Source organism: Haloferax sp. AS1 (assembly GCF_014530665.1).
GTDB lineage: Archaea > Halobacteriota > Halobacteria > Halobacteriales > Haloferacaceae > Haloferax > Haloferax volcanii.
Map to the genome: position 1 here is coordinate 287,181 of NZ_SPSA01000002.1, position 17,836 is coordinate 305,016.

At 54.7% G+C, this 17,836-nt stretch carries 10 protein-coding genes and 2 pseudogenes; 4 read left to right on the top strand and 8 right to left on the bottom strand.

Features of this window, described 5'->3' with window-relative positions; all coding sequences use genetic code 11:
• Window positions 1–56 precede the first annotated feature (56 nt).
• Window positions 57–257: pseudogene (locus E4P24_RS16135) on the bottom strand (DNA-binding protein); the annotation flags it as partial.
• Window positions 258–414: 157 nt separating this feature from the next.
• On the opposite strand from E4P24_RS16135, the gene E4P24_RS16140 reads away from it, so the two are divergent.
• Window positions 415–2,016: a transposase gene (locus E4P24_RS16140; protein ID WP_188148773.1), complete on the top strand. Its 1,602-nt coding sequence runs from the start codon at window positions 415–417 to the stop codon at window positions 2,014–2,016.
• A 382-nt stretch (window positions 2,017–2,398) separates the two neighbouring features.
• On the opposite strand, the gene E4P24_RS16145 is transcribed toward E4P24_RS16140, so the two are convergent.
• The gene (locus E4P24_RS16145) at window positions 2,399–3,655 is read right to left on the bottom strand and encodes a restriction endonuclease (protein ID WP_188148774.1); all 1,257 of its coding nucleotides are present in this window, start codon (window positions 3,653–3,655) and stop codon (window positions 2,399–2,401) included.
• A gap of 208 nt (window positions 3,656–3,863) precedes the next feature.
• Here E4P24_RS16145 and E4P24_RS19345 point away from each other — a divergent pair.
• Window positions 3,864–4,295, top strand: a pseudogene (locus E4P24_RS19345) (nucleotidyltransferase domain-containing protein).
• Window positions 4,296–4,440: 145 nt separating this feature from the next.
• On the opposite strand, the gene E4P24_RS19350 reads toward E4P24_RS19345, so the two are convergent.
• Complete coding sequence (locus E4P24_RS19350; protein WP_345776374.1) at window positions 4,441–4,962, bottom strand: DNA-binding protein; 522 nt, start codon at window positions 4,960–4,962, stop codon at window positions 4,441–4,443.
• Window positions 4,955–5,647 (bottom strand): nucleotidyltransferase domain-containing protein, encoded by a 693-nt coding sequence (locus tag E4P24_RS16155; protein WP_004967670.1) that lies wholly within the window; start codon window positions 5,645–5,647, stop codon window positions 4,955–4,957. Before E4P24_RS16155 ends, E4P24_RS19350 begins: the two co-directional genes overlap by 8 nt.
• Before the next feature lie 220 nt (window positions 5,648–5,867).
• On the opposite strand from E4P24_RS16155, the gene E4P24_RS16160 reads away from it, so the two are divergent.
• Complete coding sequence (locus E4P24_RS16160) at window positions 5,868–6,695, top strand: IS5 family transposase (RefSeq protein WP_188148775.1); 828 nt, start codon at window positions 5,868–5,870, stop codon at window positions 6,693–6,695.
• A 328-nt stretch (window positions 6,696–7,023) separates the two neighbouring features.
• Window positions 7,024–9,219, top strand: a complete 2,196-nt coding sequence (locus E4P24_RS16165) for a hypothetical protein (RefSeq protein ID WP_188148776.1) — start codon at window positions 7,024–7,026, stop codon at window positions 9,217–9,219.
• Here the strand turns inward: E4P24_RS16165 and E4P24_RS16170 are convergent.
• The 4 genes from E4P24_RS16170 to E4P24_RS16185 all read right to left on the bottom strand — a co-directional run bounded on the left by E4P24_RS16170 (window position 9,216) and on the right by E4P24_RS16185 (window position 17,829).
• Window positions 9,216–10,334, bottom strand: a complete 1,119-nt coding sequence (locus E4P24_RS16170) for a hypothetical protein (RefSeq protein ID WP_188148777.1) — start codon at window positions 10,332–10,334, stop codon at window positions 9,216–9,218. The genes E4P24_RS16165 and E4P24_RS16170 overlap by 4 nt on opposite strands.
• Window positions 10,315–10,767 carry a hypothetical protein gene (locus E4P24_RS16175; protein WP_188148778.1) on the bottom strand — a complete coding sequence of 151 codons (453 nt, stop codon included), beginning with the start codon at window positions 10,765–10,767 and terminating at the stop codon, window positions 10,315–10,317. The genes E4P24_RS16170 and E4P24_RS16175 overlap by 20 nt, the downstream gene beginning before the upstream one ends.
• A gap of 127 nt (window positions 10,768–10,894) precedes the next feature.
• Entirely contained in the window at window positions 10,895–14,617 is a 3,723-nt protein-coding gene (locus E4P24_RS16180) for an exodeoxyribonuclease V subunit beta (RefSeq protein WP_188148779.1), read from the bottom strand.
• The gene (locus tag E4P24_RS16185; RefSeq protein ID WP_188148780.1) at window positions 14,614–17,829 is read right to left on the bottom strand and encodes a PD-(D/E)XK nuclease family protein; all 3,216 of its coding nucleotides are present in this window, start codon (window positions 17,827–17,829) and stop codon (window positions 14,614–14,616) included. The genes E4P24_RS16180 and E4P24_RS16185 overlap by 4 nt, the downstream gene beginning before the upstream one ends.
• Between the last annotated feature and the right edge of the window lie 7 nt (window positions 17,830–17,836).

Genomic DNA, 17,836 nt, shown 5'->3' on the forward strand with positions numbered 1-17,836 from the left:
GGTGGGGTCTGGGTCGGCCCGGCAACCAGCAAAAAAAAGAGGGCTGCCTCGCGCCGTTAGGCGTCCCACCAGGCGTCACGCTCGGGGAACATCACGGTCGTCCACCCCGTCAGCGCAATCGAGACACGCCCGTCGTACCAGTTCCGCGCCGCTCCGTGAATCCGCACGCGTTCGCCCTCGCGAATCCACGGCACGTCCGAGGCCTTCCAACTCGTCAGCTTCACCTGCCCGCTTTCGTCTTCGAGGAGCCCCGCTTGACTACAACTATCAAAGACCGCATCAAGCGCTCGATGGACGAACGCCAGTCGAGGAGGTTACTAACTAGACAGTGCCCATTTTAGGGCACTGTCTAGATAGCTGCTCGAACTATCGCTTGTCGAGGTATTGATGAGGAGCGTTGAAAATATCGGTCGTATGGGAACCAGTGCTGCTCGAATGACCGATGCGTTTCTTGTTGGGCTCGATCTTCGGGAACACCTCCGGTTCGGCAAGTCACTACTTGAAGCGTTCGAAGAACTTAAAATTCGGGTTAAGACGCTTGAACACGGCTATCCTGAGTGGCACCCATCATCGTATCCGTTTCACGGAATACTCAAACTCTTCTTCTACCGCGAAATCACTGGAAACAGCTATCGAAAACTCTCCGGCCATCACGAACTCGCCTCTGCGGTTGGCCTCGACCGCATTCCAGATATGTCGGTCTTATCGAGGACGTGGCGTAACCGCTTCGACGACGCCACTCGTGAGTTTGTCAAGCGGGGCGCACACCTGCTCGTCAAAAATATCAACGACTTTGGCCCGGCTGTTGCCGAAGTACGTCCTAAGCACGAAGTCACCGATTCCGAAGAGTGTGGCTCGGAGAAGCCTGAAAATGGAGAAGAACAGAGAATCACGTTCGACGACAAGGAGATCTTTCGTACGACTCGTCTTGCTCGTGAGCATTGCTTCAATCCATTTGACTCTGGCAGAGCAGAGAACTCGTCGTATGATGATTCTCGATTCTTCGAGTTACAGACGTTCATGGGAATGGTTGGCTGCGGGACTGCACAAGGTGCAGCTCGCTTTCAGTACCGACGTGGCAAAGAATATGGCCCACACGGTGACACCCACCTTCGGGCAGTCAAGCAATTCAATGGTGAGTCATTCCTCGATGGGTTCAACATCGCTACCGACCGGCTACTCTCAGTAATCGAGTCTGAAGTCTCGTTTCGGCGGCCAGTAACTGTCGCACTTGACATTACCACAGTGCCCTACTTTGGTGATGTCGAAGGAATGTCGATGGTCAGCGGGACGAAAGACGGTGATGGACGTGCGTTCAAGTTTGCCACCCTCTCGATTGTCGGCCAAAATGTCCCACTCGTATTGGCTGTCGAACCGGTTCGAGAGAGTTCAGCGTGGGATGACAATCCGCCGAATCGAATGCATCGGATTGTCCGGCGATTAGTTCGCCAAGCAAAGGAGCATGTCCCTATCGAGATGGTACTGTGTGACCGCGAATTCGACTCGATGAGAGTGTTTCAGACGCTCTCAAATCTTAACGTGGGGTACCTGATTCCTAAACGGACTACGAGCTCAGAGCATAAAGCGATTGAGCAGATGGAGCAAGACGACCAAGAGGTCGCCGTTGAGTCAGCGTCTGTCCACGTCGAACAGGGTTCACACGCGATGCAGTTTCTTTACGTTCCCTCGACGAAGTCGGATGGGACGACCGTCTTTGCGACGAATGCTCATGTTCAGCCGGAAGGGGCTGAAGCGTTCTGTCGTCGATACAGTAGTCGATGGCAAATCGAGAATGAGTACAAATCAATCAAACACGATTTCTTAGCGAAGACTTCCTCGAAGGACTACCGCGTTCGGTTGTTCTACTTCGTGTTCGCAGTTCTCTTGTACAATATCTGGCGGCTCACTGACTTTCTGTTGAAAGCTGCTGCTGACGGTGAGATGGACTACGCACCGATTGTAACCGCTGGAGAATGCGTTGAATTGGTCTCTTCGGCGCTGCTTCCGCCGGACTAGGTGAACGAACACTGGGCTTGCCCCTCGTGAGCGGTGGCACTATTTCTGGGAGAGATAATTGGATACGTTCCTGACAATCACAGAGGGTTAACCGATTTTGGCAGATTTCCTAGCTCACTTTCTCCGTAATCTAGACTAATTCAGTGGCGAATCAACGCTAAAACTGCACATCCTCTGAAACTGTGGCCCCCGACCACAGTCTCGGAAGATGGATTCGAAACTGGCCACCTCTGGCCGAATTGTACATCGCAAGATCGCACTCACACTGCTAAACCCGACTCCTCACAACTAGAAGGGGAAAGTGAAGGATTCAGCCAGCAAACGCTAGTCGGAGCCTGACTATTAATTCATACGGCTGGCGAGTTTCGGCGAGCAGATCACTCTATAATCTAGTATAGTACGAACGTAATCTTCTGAATAAAGGCACACAATAGATCCATCTTCCGAGACTGTGGAAGTTGACACAGATCCTGCGTGTACATACTGGTGTCCCCTCGAGCCGTTCTGTTTTGATGTGCGAGTCACAGTTGATGCTCCCACAATTTGCACAGTACGTGTACGATTTTGCTGTTTCTTTCTCACAGTGGACGCAGCGATGGATTTCGTCTTCGATCGCGACTCGGGAGGGCCCCGCAGCGTAGTACGAGTACGGATAGGTGTACTGCTGGAGTTGCAGTGTCTGTCGAACCCGTGGGACGTAGAGCGGTGAAATCGCCTGGATAGAGATGTCTGACTGCTTCGGTTCACACGTCTTCTCGTAGGTGACATTGTTGCCACCTGTGTAGCTGACAGTCGTCGTGTGATGTTGCTGGAGACGAGAGACTGCCCACTCTTTGTAGTCGGTTTCTGTCTGCCCGTAGCGAGTGACGTCGACGTCGTCGAACATCGTGCTGAAGCGGTTGGAATCGAGTTCGACTGCTTGCTGGCCGTTGTTCGCGATGAGGTCTGCGAGTCTACTGTCTGCGACGCTGGGTTCTCCTCGCGTCGCATGGACGACGAAGCGGTTTGATTCGTTGACGCGATGGATGACACCGACTGAGGTTTCGAAGACAGCGTCTATTCGTGCACTAATGGTGAGATAGGGCTGGAAATCAACGAGCTTGTGTGGTTCTGGGAGTGCGTCTGCGTCGAGATTTTGGATGTCACGGGCTGCTTCACGTACTGGTGCATCAACGCCGCTTGCTGGATCGAACGGTCGGAGCGTTTCGTCACAGAGAATCTCGATACGACCGTTGTAGAGATCCAAGCCGACTTCGTCGGCGATGTCTCTCAGGTCGGTTCCGTCGATGAGCTCGATTGGATATGGATCGCCGTTCTGTCTAAGGCGAGTAGCGTACTCTTCAGCGGGTGCAGAAAATTGCCCTGTCGTGACGACGATACCACGCTTTGGGCCGTCGTAGTCGTACGTCGCGATGGCTGAGTGGAGTTTCTGGACGACAGGCCGTCCGACAGAGCCTGTGTGTTTGCACTCGACGACAACTCCACGGCGTGTCTCGTCGACGACCTCCTCCATGAGGATATCTCGTCCTTCGTCGGCGGTTTTGCGTGCCTGATGGACGTTTTCGTACCCGAGATTCCGAAAAACATCCTCCATCAGGTCTTCAAATTCGAATCCGGAGAAATCGTCTAAGAGTGGCATGAGAATTTCACTTGACAACCAGACGTACTGTAACTATTAATTAATTGCCTCCCTGTCACTAGGTGCTGTAACGCCCGTCAATGTGTAAGCGGTGAGCCGTCTACTCCCCCCTCGACAGAGTTCAAGCCAGGTGTCTTTCTGTGACACACTCCATAACTTGTCTCAGTCCGACGGAATTCTATTGTGACGATACACCATGGATTTAGACATGGAACCGAGCGATGGACGTTCAGAGGCGCTTTCTGCCCTCAGAGAGGCAGTCCGTTCTGACTCGGATATTAAATTCGTGGTCACACTCGGCTCACAGATTACGGGCGGGGCGACGATGGCGTCTGATCTCGACATCGCAGTCAAGTTTGCGGACAGTCTTTCTGCTCGTGACCGATTTGAGAAGTAGTGTTTCCTATCGGGTGATCTTCAGTGGGAGGATGCGCCGTTCGTTGATGTCTCGGATATTGAGACGCTCCCACTAGCTGTTGCACATGATGCAGTCCGCGGCTCGTTCGTCTGCGGTGATGAGCAGGTGTTCGAACAGTTCAAGACAGAGACTGAAGCACAGTTCGCCGAACAGCGGGACGACCTTCGGCGTCAGCGGCGCGCGGTAATCGACCGCATTGCGGAGGAGGGACTCCGTGGCTGACGAGCGAGCTGTCTCAATTTGGATGTACCTGTATTAACCTACTGCATCGAATATGAGGCACGTGGTGAAGTCGTGATGCGACTTGAATTCAGAACGGCCTCGAACCTTAGGTTTCGATGCATCTCTCTCGTCGAACGACTATCTCTTATGGATTAGTTCCGGTCTCGCACGTGCAAACGCCGCCTACTCTTATCTGGTTGGTGACGTGTTTGTGGACACTCTTGGCAAGTTGTTGCATCGCTTCTGCTTGTCGCTGCGTTGGGCGACGTCCGCCGTAGTAACTGTCAGTTCGATTAGTATCGTACAAGTGCCGAAGGTCGCGTGTTGTGTCCCGAGACAGAAGCCCTAGATCAGATGCACGATCGTAGCAGGTGGTATGGTCGTGGAAGTCATTGAGCTCGCTCGTTCCTTCGGCTAATGCAAACGCTTCGATAGACCGTTCGGTTGCACCGAAACACAACTCAATCGTCGCAGTGTAGAACCCTTGATCAGCGATTTGATCAACAGCTGCAAGCAATCGGCAGGCCTTCGTGAGCTGTGTTTTCCAATCGTCGTCCGGGTCGATCCCGTCTTCGCGTGCTGGGACACCAAACCCCTCCTCGTTGAACGCGTCAGTTGCCGCGTTGAGTGCGTCGGTTATGGCTCGTGGATCGGATCCTTCACTCATCGAGCTCACCGTGGAAGACCATCTTTCGGACTGTTTCAAACTTCTCGGAGTCGTAGACAACAAGCCCACCACGAAGTACCTCTCGCAGTTCCTCAGTATAGTTCGGAATCGCAGGCAAGGACTCGACGTCGATATCGTATGCGTACCGGCCTGTTTCGAATTGCCGCTCTTCGAGATCCTGTCGTACACGGTTTGCCGTTCGCTGGTTCGCCATTCGATCTTCCTCAACGAGTACCCATAGGTCAATATCACTTAGCCGATCTGCGTTTCCTCGTGCGACACTCCCGTAGAGGAGGATGCCAATGACACCGTCGAGATTCTCGACTAATTCGTTGGTTGCAGTGCGGACAGGTGGCTGGAATTCTGATTGGGGGATCTGAAGAAACAAGTCGTCCGGTCGTGACAACCGGGCTCGGTTGACGTGTACAAGCCGCGTGTTTCCTTCACGGCGGTCGATTACAAGGTTGTTTGCAGTCAATACGTCCACCGCCTTGGAAATACTTGGCTGGGAGTAATCTACAGCGTCAGCTAATTCAGTGATAGAAAACGAGTCAGCGTGATAACGTGATAAAAATAGAAGCACTTCGTGGACTGCTTGGCTTTTGAATAAATTCGCGTCTTGTGCTGGAATATCGAGTGATATACTTGTCCCCTCTCTATGGGGAGTATTCGTGCTACTTTGCATACTAAAGAGTAAGCTCGTCCACTTACTTATACTTTATATAAAAAACAGGGTATCTGTTCAAGTAGTATGCTTAGTTGAACTTGTCCGGGTAGCCTCGCTTAGGTGGAAAAGTGATAGTATGTGTTCTGGCGACTAATTCGAAGGGCTCTGGTGAATCACTAGACGGCGTCGGTTTCGACCGTTAGAACTTGGAAGATGAAGCGGGAAACCGTCGATGCCTATGTCGAAAATCTCCCGCTTCACGAGCAAAGCCGTCACGTTAGCTAAAAACGCTGTTGGTGGCCGAGGCGAAGTCGCCGCCCCCGAAGGGGGTGGCGGCTTCGCCGACTACGCCCTCGTGTCGCTGCACTGTCTGCGGGTTTACCTCGATGAATCGTACCGCAACGCACTCGATCTGCTGAGCGAGATGCCGCATATTTGTGGGGAGATTGGCCTCGAAGAGGGCAATCTCCCTGATCACTCGACGCTGGTTAAGGCGTTTGATAGGTTTGAGATGAAGGTCTGGCGAGTGCTGCTCCGACTCTCGCCGGAGCTGCACGACCTCTCGGGTCACGCTGCCATCGACGCCACGTTTTTCGACCGCGAAAACGCTAGCAAGCACTACTGCCGCCGGACGGATTATCGCGTTCAAACACTGAAAGCGACCGCTCTCGTCGACACAGAAACTCAAGCGATTCTCGACGTTCACTGTACGACCGAGAAAACGCACGACACGCAGCTCGGCTGGCAGGTCGCCTGCCGAAACGCAGGCGACCTGCACAGCCTCGCCGCTGACAAAGGCTACGACTGGATGGATTTACGCGAGAAGCTGCGAGAAGAGGACGTGAGACCGCTGATTAAACATCGCATCTTCCGGCCCATCGACCACGCGCATAACGCGCGGGTCGATGGACCTCGCTACCGCCAACGATCGATGTGTGAGACCGTCTTCTCGTCGATCAAGCGCACGCACGGCGACGCCGTGCGAGCGCGAACGTGGTACCGAGAATTTCGTGAACTCGTCGTAAAATGTGTCGTTCACAACATCAAGCGTGCTGCAAAACAGTGAAATCAACCGCTGTATGGCGATTCACCAGAGCCATTCGAAGATAATCCACGATTAAAGGACTATCAACGCGGTTGTCTGCGAAGGGCTACAGCGTAAGCGCGTTGTACTCCTCATCGGGGAAGACTTCGTGCTGACCTGGCTGCTGCGCCTGAGGAACAGATTCGCTGGTGGATGAGCTGGATAAGGTCTCAAAGAGTCCCATACGCATCGTCCGAAGGGCACCCATAAGAACTTCCTGCCGCGATTTCAGTGAACTCCCCACCACACAGTAGCTGCTCACCGGATAAAGCGCGGGGTATTATATCCTGTCAGCAGCGAATAGTACACAATGGGTCGGTTCATCAATTCGTTTGAGATCGACGTGCCGCCGGTGACTGCGGATCTCTATGATATTGATCCCCAACCCAACGACAATTACCCCCTCCTCAATGCCCACGCCACGATTCTCGAGAAGAACATTGGAGGAAGGGCACGTTGGTATAACCAAGGGGATCGACACTATATCGCTGTAATCGGGGCCGAGCGAGATTATGCGACAATTCGATCTGCAGAGGGAGCAGAATTAGAATTTGCTCACGAAGCAGAGCTCGACTTCTCCGAGTGGAGCGATTTCAAGGTCCTGCAGGAAGCGCTCATCGAGGAACTGAAACAGGACCTCGAAGCGGGCGGTTACTGGTACGACTCGACGAAGAATACCTTCTATCGAGAGGATCGTGAGACGCAAATCGAGGGATATGATATCTATCCCGGCGTCGAAGTGCGAATTAGTTACCACGATCGACCCCTCATCACCTTGGATCCGACGCTTGGAGCGATTGGATCACGCACGCTAGCCGACTACCTGAACGACGATAACTGGGGCATCAACCGGGTCAACGAGGAACTCGTCGGACGGACGTTCATTTACCAAACCTCTGATCGAACTTCCTGTACTGTGACGGGGGTTTTCGAGAATACAACCGTTTCTGAAGTTCCACCAGGCCGGTTTGACAACGAGACACTGAATGAAATTGAGGACCGACACGGTCGGGAAGTTGCAGACAAAGTCGACCCCTCTGAGCCCACCGTTAAAATCCGGTACGGGAACAGTGATTGGTATCCTGCTGCTCCGTCGTTGCTCTTGTTTGCACCGTCTGAAGATCGCCCGGACGACATCAGCCAACAGGCGACGTTCTCACCTCAGGAGCGATGGGAGAAAGTCGAAGCATTCCGCGAGCAGATCGGAAACATCAGTATCGGCACCATCCAGACCGATATTAGCCAATCGCCAGTGCGTGATGGGATTAGCGCATACGGATATCCTGTATTGACTTTCGGCGACGACCCCTCAACAGAGATGGGCATCGGACGGCCGAACATTAGCTTCGGCGGCAGCCCCCTCACTCAGGAATATTGGAACCCAGCGAAGCAGGGATATCTCGAGGAGGTCGGTCCTCGGCGCACGTTTGATCAAAATTTCAATGTAGCAGTCCTCTTCCCAGAGGGTGCGGAAGACGACGCTCTCAGTGCCTATCAAAAAGTTCGAGAATACGTCGAAGACCACCTTGGACTCATCCTCTCGGATCCACCAGGAAGAGTCAACTACGAAGACCCGCACGAGGTCAAAGATTGGCAGCAGTCCTTGGATAATATCGACGCCGGGTTTGGCTACATCCCCCAGCACGACGAAGAGGTCTACCACAAACTGATCGAGATACTGGATGGGAAGCCGCTGCAATCGTTGACAGCAACGAATCTACGTAGCGCTCAGCGGTCGGGGCACGAGGGAGATGTAATTGCGAATACGGCAGTCGGGTTGGGGGTGAAGCTGGGCGTCATCCCGTTCAGCATTGAGAACCAACTCGACACAGACGCCTACCTCGGACTCAGTGTGACGGGTCGGGACCGGACGGTAGCCAGTGGAGTCATTGTGTCGGGAACCGACAATCAGATTCTCTACCAAACGGAGCAGCCGAACCCGACCGGTCGGAGTACCGTGACGAATCAGGGCTTAGCGAAGCAGATTCTGATTCGAGCTGTCCAAGGAGCAGTCACAAATCCCCACTCTGAATTCGAGCAACTGAATTCCCTGACGATTCACCGAAATGGCTACCTCGGCGACGAGGAGATCGCTGGACTCCGTGAGGGGGTCGAATATCTGAAATCGAATGGGTTCGTGACGGACTCCTTCGAGTGGATAGGCGTCGACGTCCAGCATTCTCCAACCTATCGTATCTACGACGATGATGGAATGCCGGATATGGGTTCGTATGCGCAGCTTGACGACGAAACCGTCCTGCTACTCACCACAGACGCTCCGCGATTGGAACAGGGTACACCCCAGCCGATCCTCTGTAAGATAGCTGTTCAGGAGGGTGATTTCGACATCTACTCAGTCGGACGCGACGCGTTCTACCTCTCTGAACTGAATTGGGGCTCACCCTCGAAGGGGATCAAAGATCCGCTGACCGTGTATCTCACGCGGAGAATGAACCGCCGACTCAGTCACGACCGCGTCTCACGCCTTTCCTATCCTCCGTTCTAGGGAGAATAGGTTTCCATCCAGTATTGATTCGCTGCTAATCGATGCGCCCGCTCTGGACGCTCCTCAGGGGATACACCATCTGAGATGTCGTCAACGAGTGCCTCGATATCGTGATTAATCGCTGCCGGAACTTCCTGGGTGATGAAGGTCCGAAGGTCGCCGTAGTCGTAGGTTTCGTAGATTCGTGGCCGACTGTGTTCAAGGGCATCGAGATGGCGCTCGAATGCGATGCAATCATCACGAATTCCGTCCATTAGTTCTGGGAAGACATCTTCAGAAAGGTCCATCACGAGATCGAATCGAAGTGCGGGTGGTGGATGAAGGTCTCTATCGGCATCTTTCTCGATATAATACGGATTTGAGTGGTGGAGGTGCCTAGCAAGCGAGGAGAGATAGGCCGGCCCGAAGGTCAACACACCACAGGCATCACAGAACAGTTCCTCGAACCAGGTCCGCCACGAGCGTGCGAAATGAGCCTCATCATCAATCTCATGACGAGTTCGTCGTTGGACATCTCTCACGGCATTATAGAAGTCCGTCTTTAGTTCGTCCTGCCGGTCCAAGACTGCGTGCGCTAGTTCGTGAGCGACAATTGGGTCATAGAACTCCGGGTCACTCTGAGTTCGGGGGAGAATAAGGACGTAGATTTGGCTCAAGTCACCGGTAGCAGGGATATTCTGATCGAGGGGATCGATTGCAAATCCATCCCAGATTACCGGGAGGATTGTAATATCCAGTCCTAAGGCCTTCTCGAGTTCCGACGAGAGAGATGACGCGTGGTCAAGCCGACTAGACGTAGTCGAGTTGCGTTGATACTGATGTAGATCCAGGTAGACAAGTTCTATCTCCAGTACCTGGAGTTCCGAAGCAACGGCATCGATAGCTCGCAGGTACTCCTCGTACAGTTCGTGAGTCGCTTCAGCGTCTGGTTCCTGATCGTATGCTCGTTCGTAGAGCAGACGAGTTTCCTCGATATTATCGAAGCTGTCCTCAACGGAGCTGTAAATTGAACTCGTCGCAGGAATCGTCGTGTCCAAGGTATCCAGAACCTCGCGTGCAGCCTCGAACTTGCCCCGAAGAAACGCGATCTGGGCCTCAGCGAGTTCCGTCGGCAAGAGTCCCCCGCATACGGTTGATACTGTCTTGAGAAGTGCGACTCGCGGTCTCCGAGATTCGCTTTAATTGTTGACGGACAGCGTCGAGTTCTTCTTGATAAGTGAGAGTCTCTTCGGCGGTTTCCATGACTCTAATCAGGTCGTCGAAATCGCCGACTAGTCGTGAGCTAGCTGTAATCGCGTTTGTCTGGATCTGCTCCGCAATCGCTAACTCATACGGATCGGCGTCAGGATCCTCATCAAGCGCGTCACGAATTCGTTCAAGTAGATGTCGGCCCGACTCGAGCTTTGCTTGCAGATCCTCCTCATTCTGCTCAAGATCGATACCGTCACGCTTCGCTTTGAGGATAGAGATGGCTACGAGCGCCTCGTCCGCACGCTCGCCGAACCGCCGGTTGGCTTCGTACCGGCGTTTCGCTCGCCATCGAGTCATAGACTAGTATGTGTGTACGCCTTATCGAGTGATATAAGTTTTCGCTTTAAATTTCGGATGTTTAGAACTGAAATTGGATATAGGGGCACTCCTGCGCGGGAATAGAGCCCAAGAGCACGTAACTTCCTCAGTAGCCGCTTGGACTTTCCGGGACTGCCGTGCCGGCGGACTGAGTTAACTCCCCGAGCCGTGTGTCTAGGTCATCACCGAGAATATCCAGGGACAGCATATCGTGGGTCGTAGTCCGGTACTCATCAGCGTCCGCAAAGTACAACGTCGTGTGAACCGTCCTAGAGTCGTCATTCTGGTGGAGAGCAGCAGCATACACCTCAAGTTGTGGCCAGTACTTCTCTGCGAGGTTGTCGACTGACCGTTGAGAGGTATCGTTCGTCTTGTAATCGATGACGTGGTAGCTGTCGGGGGTAACTAGGAGCAGATCGATATTCCCTACGATTCGACCAGCCTCCAGCCGGGCTACGACCGAGAGTTCCTCATGGGCCGTTGTCGGCGACTCAGTGTCGACGATACGATCACGGAACTGCAGGCAGCGATCGGTATACTCTTCGATCCGGTCCAAATCCCCATCGGTCACCGTGTCATCCAAAACAGAACCCAGTCGGGACGCAATCGGACGCCACCGATCTCGATCGGGTCGTAGTTCACAGAGTTTGTGGACGACTGTTCCCAGATGGTTGGCCTGTAGACCATCTGTGTCGAGACTCACAGCATCCTCTTCAAGTTCGTCGGTGTAGACGGCTGTATCATCGGGAGAAAGTGCCTTCGCGAAGTTTGTCGCTGTAATCGATATTGGGGGAGTGGATGCCTTTGGATCAGGAATATCGATCTGGGGATATTCACGCTCAGTCGATGCTGACGCGCCCCAGTCTTGGACAGGGGCTGTTGGGATTCGAACTGTGTATTCACTACCACGGAGGGTGGTCGTATGCGCTGCCCCCACGGAGAGTGGGCCCAAGATATGCCCTGCATCTCCATCCTCGTCTTCTACGAGAATCGGTTGGAGCCAGTCACGCCAGTACCTAGCATCCGCAGCGTCATTCGCGTTCTGTAATCCGAAGCCACCCTCCTCATCAGCGTCAATAGAGTGAACGCCGCTGAACAGGAGGTGGTCTCGGGCCCGCGTCGCTGAAACATAGAGGAGACGCTTCAATTCGGCTCGTTCTTGCATCCGGACCTCGTCCTGAAGCCGCGTCCGGGCAAGCGTGTTCTGGTGCTCGTAGGGGTCGTCAGCTGACGGAGCTTTCAGACCAAGTACCGGTTCTGAACCACCGTCCGCGACATCGAGTTCGTCGAGATAGACTTTCCCGTAGTCGTCGACGTCCCCTTGGAAGTTGAACTCGGTGCCCACCTCGGGTATGGCTACGATAGGGAACTCAAGGCCCTTCGCGGAGTGGATGGTCCGAATCTGGACACCATCGGCATCCTCAGGGATTGTTGCCTCGTCGGCGTGAGATTCGATCTCCTTCCGGCGTTCGATTCGCGTGAGAAGTTCCGAGACTGTCTTGACACCACCTTCTTCCCAGGCGCGGAGCTGTTCGCGGAATTTGTTGATGTTCACTGCCGCCTGTCGCGGCCGTTCGTCGGCTCCAACACTGGCGATATACCCTGAATCGGCGATGATTTGGGAGAGGAGCGTTCCCCACGGCACCGTCGTGTCGGCCGAGACCTCGTCGTTGACGGCGGCGAGTTGTCGCCAGTCGCTCAAGAGACGTGCTGCGTCCTCAAGGTCGTCTTCAGTCGTCTGGAGCGCGGTCCAAAGCGATTGATCCTCGGAGTGTAGTCTGGCGAGGTCCTCGTCGGGGAAGCCAAACAGAGGCGACCGAAGGACACCGTACAGTGCGATGTCGTCATCCGGGTTCTCGAAGAACGTGAGCAGATTGGTCAGAGCTGTGATCTCAGGGGCGTCCCAGAACCCGGTTCCCGACACCACAGTATACGGAATCTCATATGCATCCAGTGCTCGTTCGTGCTCCTTGAGACGGGTGCGAGCGCGCAACAGGATGGTGATGTCCTCCGGTTTCGCAGATCGAAGACACTCCTCGTCTTCATCGTATATCTCGGGGGGATCGTCCAGCAACGAGGTGAGGCGACTGGCGAGCGCGTGCGCCTCACGCTCACCATGGCCAGCGAATCGAGGTGTTTGAGTTAGGTAGTCGTCACCGTGGAGTTCCGGGATATCCTCGTCGGGGACGAGAAGGTACTCGACCGTGCCGGTGACCTCGCGCCCCTCCCGGCGTTCATCCGTAAGCGCCTGCGGCTCAGCTTCGTAGTCGCGGTATTCGTCATCCATCGGCTCGAACACTTGATCGAAGAGCGCGTTCAGGAATTCCCGCGTCTCCTCGATCGTCCGGAAGTTCCCCCTGAGCTGTTTGGTTGTCTCGACGTCGTCGGGGTTAGCCGCAGCGAGATCCGCACGAGCCGAACCGAAGGTGGTCACGTCAGCGCCCCGGAATCGATAGATGCTCTGTTTCTCGTCCCCAACCAGGAAGACGTTCTGGGCGTCAAAGTTGTCAGTATCTCCGGCAGTGACGAGTTTGATGAGTTCCCACTGAAGCAGGTCGGTGTCCTGCATCTCGTCAACCATTACGTAGTCGAACTGTGACTGAACCTGCTCGCACACGCGGTCGTCCGCGTTCAGGAACTCAATGCAGGTCTGGATAAGGTCGTGATAGTCGAGGGTATTCTGATCCGATTTCGTCTGTGTGTACTCCTCCAGAACGGTGCAGTAGAGCCGAGCGAGGCTAAGGACGTAGTGACTACTGTTCCACTCAGTATCGAGACCGCCGATGAACTCCTTCTCCTCAGGTTCGAGCCCTTCTAGAAGCGCATCCGCAGCTGCATCTAATTGCTCCTGCTCGTCCTCACGACCACTCCAACTCGACTTTGATCCCCGGTACCAGTGACGCCGGCTATATCTGCTACCACTACCTGTCGTCAGTCGGTCACAAATTACGTCGAAGGCTCGTTGCCATTCCCTGCCTTCCGCCTCGCCGGTGTGAATCCCGGTTTCACGTGCAATAGTGGAGACGGTCTCCAGAAAATCCATCCCATTATCACTGGGGTCAATGTCGAATCCGCGGCCGTGGAGGTCGCAAATGGTGTGCAAAGCATTCTGTACTGACGGGTCGCTGAGGTGAGCTTCAGCAGTCTCCTGATCCGTTGGATAGAATGTAGCCCAGACGTGGTTCAAATACTCGTCCACAGACGCACCTTCCCAGCGAGTCGCCCATTCGGTACTCATCGGACGGCTATCAAGTAGACCGACGAGGACCTGTTCGAGTGAATCCCGATTCCAGAGACGGGCGAGACGACGGATGTCCTCGTTCGTCTCCCAACGAGCGTCGATGGTCTCTCTGACCACCTCCCGCATCAACACCTTGGCATCAGCCTCATCTAGTGTGTCGAACTCAGGTCGTACGGGAGCCTCAACAACGTACTCGCGGAGCAATCGCGAACAGAATCCATGGATGGTGTGGATGTAGCCGTTTTCCAGGTCGTCCTTGATGTTGCGCCACCGATCGTAGTCGTACTCGTCTGATTCGGGGGCTTCACTGAGACGCTCAGCTACCTCCTCTCGGATACGCTCCTGCATCTCATTCGCGGCATCGTTCGTAAATGTGATCGTCGCGATGTTCTTGGGTCCGATGTCGGACTCGGACTCCAGCATTTCAAGATAACGGAGGGTCAGCGTCGTCGTCTTTCCAGTCCCTGCCCCCGCGGTGATTGCGATATTATGATCGAGTTCCAGAGCCTCCTCCTGTTCTGTGGTTGGGGAGAGCCCTCCCTGATCTTCGTCGTCCGAAGTCGTCGGCGTGTCGTCGGTTCCGGTCATTCGTCTTCACCCCCGAGCGTGTCGAGGAACGACCCATCTCGCGCCCGCTGTGGGACGTAGCCCGGCGCGCCGGACCGATCCATCTCTTGGATGATCTCTTGGCGTTGGTGGTGACGAACATCACAGATATCCCGATAGTCGCAGTACCGACAGCCGGCCTCCTTCGGTGAAAGCGTGGTCGTCTGGAACGCCCCGTTCTCAATGCCGTCAGCTATCTCGCCAACACGCGTGGGGACAGTTTCAGTGAGAAACCGCTCATAGTCCTCGTCAGTTCCATCGTTCCGTTCGATGTAGTACCGGAGACTCCACTTCCGAGTGACCTCGGTCGGTGGTTCTGTTACGTAGAATTGGCCGTCCACAGTTCCAAGTGTGTCCCCGTGTTGTGCTGCCAGTTCGGCCCGGGTCGCAAGTGTATAGAGCGGGAGTTGGAATTCGATACCATCGATTGTCTGGATGGTTTCTGGATCGCTCGTTTTGTAGTCGTGAACCAATCCCTCGATGGTCCCATTTTCCTGTTCGCGAAGGCTCACTCGGTCGATGAATCCGCCGACGGAGATTTCTCTGCCCCCGGGTTTCGTCACCGTGATCTCTCCCTCTTCTGAATCGGCGAAGTCCATCGGCACCTCGAACCATGCCGGGACATCATCATTGTCGTCATACTCGGCATCGAGGAATCGGACGAAGAGCCCCCGGTCGATGCCCTGATGAGGTCTTCCATCGCCGAAGTACTCGTTCACGTCAGGCGTCACGAGCCCAGCGAGGAGTTGTTCCAGCCATCGTTCGTAGAACACGTCGTCGAAGTCAATATCAGACTCAGCAAGACTGTCTCGCGTCTGTTCCAGCAGCCGTTCCTCCAGGAATCCACGGTCATACTCAGTGAGGTGAACCGGGTCGCCCTGATCATCCTGCAGACCGCGATAGAACTTCTCGAAGATATCGTGGACAAGGCTCCCAAGATCTACTTTCTGAGGCTCAAGGTGGAACTCCTCCGGCGCTTCGATGCCCAGTATTCGGTTCATATAGTAGGCATAGCCACACTGGGCGTAGTCTTTCAGCTGCGTCGGGCTGTACGGACCACGCTCCCCATGGAGTTCCGCAACCAACTCAGAATCGAGCTGTGCATCGTGATGGGATAATTCGGCGTTGGCTCGACTTTCAGCGCATCTCGCACCTGCCACGATGCGCTCTGCTTGTTGTCGAGAGAACGCTCCAGAGTCAGAAGCGTGTCTAACCGCTTCCTCCCGAGACTCCCGCTCTCGGTGGTGGCGAAGGGCTCGCTGGACGTCTTCGGAGACGCCGTTTCCTAGCTCATCAGGTGACGGCTCAAGACCGGTTACACGAGCGAGTTCATCGAGAATCGACGACTCCAGTAGGTCGTCATCATCAAACGATGTCTCGGGTGTCGTAATGTAGACGCTCTCCGCGCCAGAGAGTAAAGTCGCAAACTGGTAGCGGGCCTCTGCTCGGTTATCGGTGAGAGAAATTTCGGGGATGTCGTCAAACATCCGCTCAAAAAAGAGCGGGCGATCCTGTTCGACCGGGAAGTCCTGTTCGGTCAACCCGACGAAATACAGGTGCGAATAGGACTGCATATAGGCGTCGCGTGGGCCGACAATCTCGACAACATCCTTTGTGGGTTGACTCGGTGGGGGGACACGCACCTTCTCAAGCGCATCGTACACTTCCTCGATGGGATCGTCCATTCCAAAGCGCTCAGCCACGAATTCGACGGCGTCGAGCACTTTCTCGACCCGATTGAACGATGCAACCTCCATTCGAGCGTCGAATGACGTTGCACCTGCTGCGATAGTGTCGACGTTTTCCGGAAGTTCGACTGTCTCGAAGACAGTTCGCACGGCTGCAACGACATCGTCCGCCCCCGCGGCCTCGGCATCAGTGGCGGCCTGGAAGAGGTGATCCAGAGCCTCAGCAGTTCCATCGTTGAGTTCCTTGAGAAGTCGGTCAGTATCGACCGTCGGAAGCCGGCGGGCGAGGTCTGCTATAGCAGACCGATCTACATCGTCAGTATCCTTCCCGATAGTCACGAGCGGGTTCGTCGCGAGGCGCGCAATTGTATCTGTCCGCGGGTCGTCGACACAGAGGTCAGCCAGATCGAGCATCGCCCGACCAGCGTACGTCTGATACAACAGTTTGTTCGCAAACCCAACTGACTCGATTCCGGCGGCCTCGAAGACATCGGCCACCTGCTCCTGATACGAAATCAATCCCGGAATTACGACCAAGATGTCGTCAGGGTCTGCACCGTCAGAAAGCTGTTTCCGAATTCGTCGCGCAACTTGTCTTACCTCTCGGTCTGGCGTTGGAGCGCTGTACCAGTGGAGTTGATCGTGGGATGTCATATCCTCATCGACACCCGGGATCGGGGTATAGAGCTTGCCAGCAGCGTCAGTAAGTTGACTCGTCGAGTCAGGAGAGATAGTGGACGGCGAGCCGGCAATCTCCCGATACACACCTATCACATCGGTCGTGATCTGGTTCGCTCCATCAGTTGGGGTCTCCGTGTCGACCAGTGGAAGCGAGATACAAACAGGGAACGCCGTAGCTAACTGCTGGAGAAAGGCCATCTCGTGTTTGGAAAGGTCGTAGAACCCAGAGATCACGACGACATCGACATGAGGGAATATCTCCGCCAGGGAAGCATCGCTATCAAGGACCGCCCGATATGCCTCACTCAGGGTGTACACTTCATCCCCGACGCCGTCTCGTCGGAGCTCGTAGAAGACCTCATACACACTCACAACCAGGTTAGCTGTCTCAGCGGACAGGTCGGAATCCTCGACAAGGGTGCGAACGGCTTCAGGGGAGTGGTAGCCCTCTCCCTCAAGTTCCGTGATGAGGTCGGTGAAGTGATCCTGATAGAGATGCACATCGTCCAATAGACCACGGTCAGCGACGTCACGAAGCGCCCGGTCGATTAACCGGCGTCGAGTCAGGGCATCCAGAAGGGAACTCGGGTCGGCGACCCGCTCGTAGCACTCACCGATGACAGTATTGAAATCGGTTACACGAAGACGGAGGGGCTGGAAATCTTCAGCCCACTCGTCGGCGATTTCATCCTTTCGGTGGTCGTTGTTCTCTAAATAGAGGATACTACCGGGTTGGTCATCTGCTTGCGTATCAACCCGTTCAAAAACCTCAGATTGGAGTGCGTCGAAGGAAGGACTGGTGAGAAAATCACAGCCATTAGCCATGCTACAA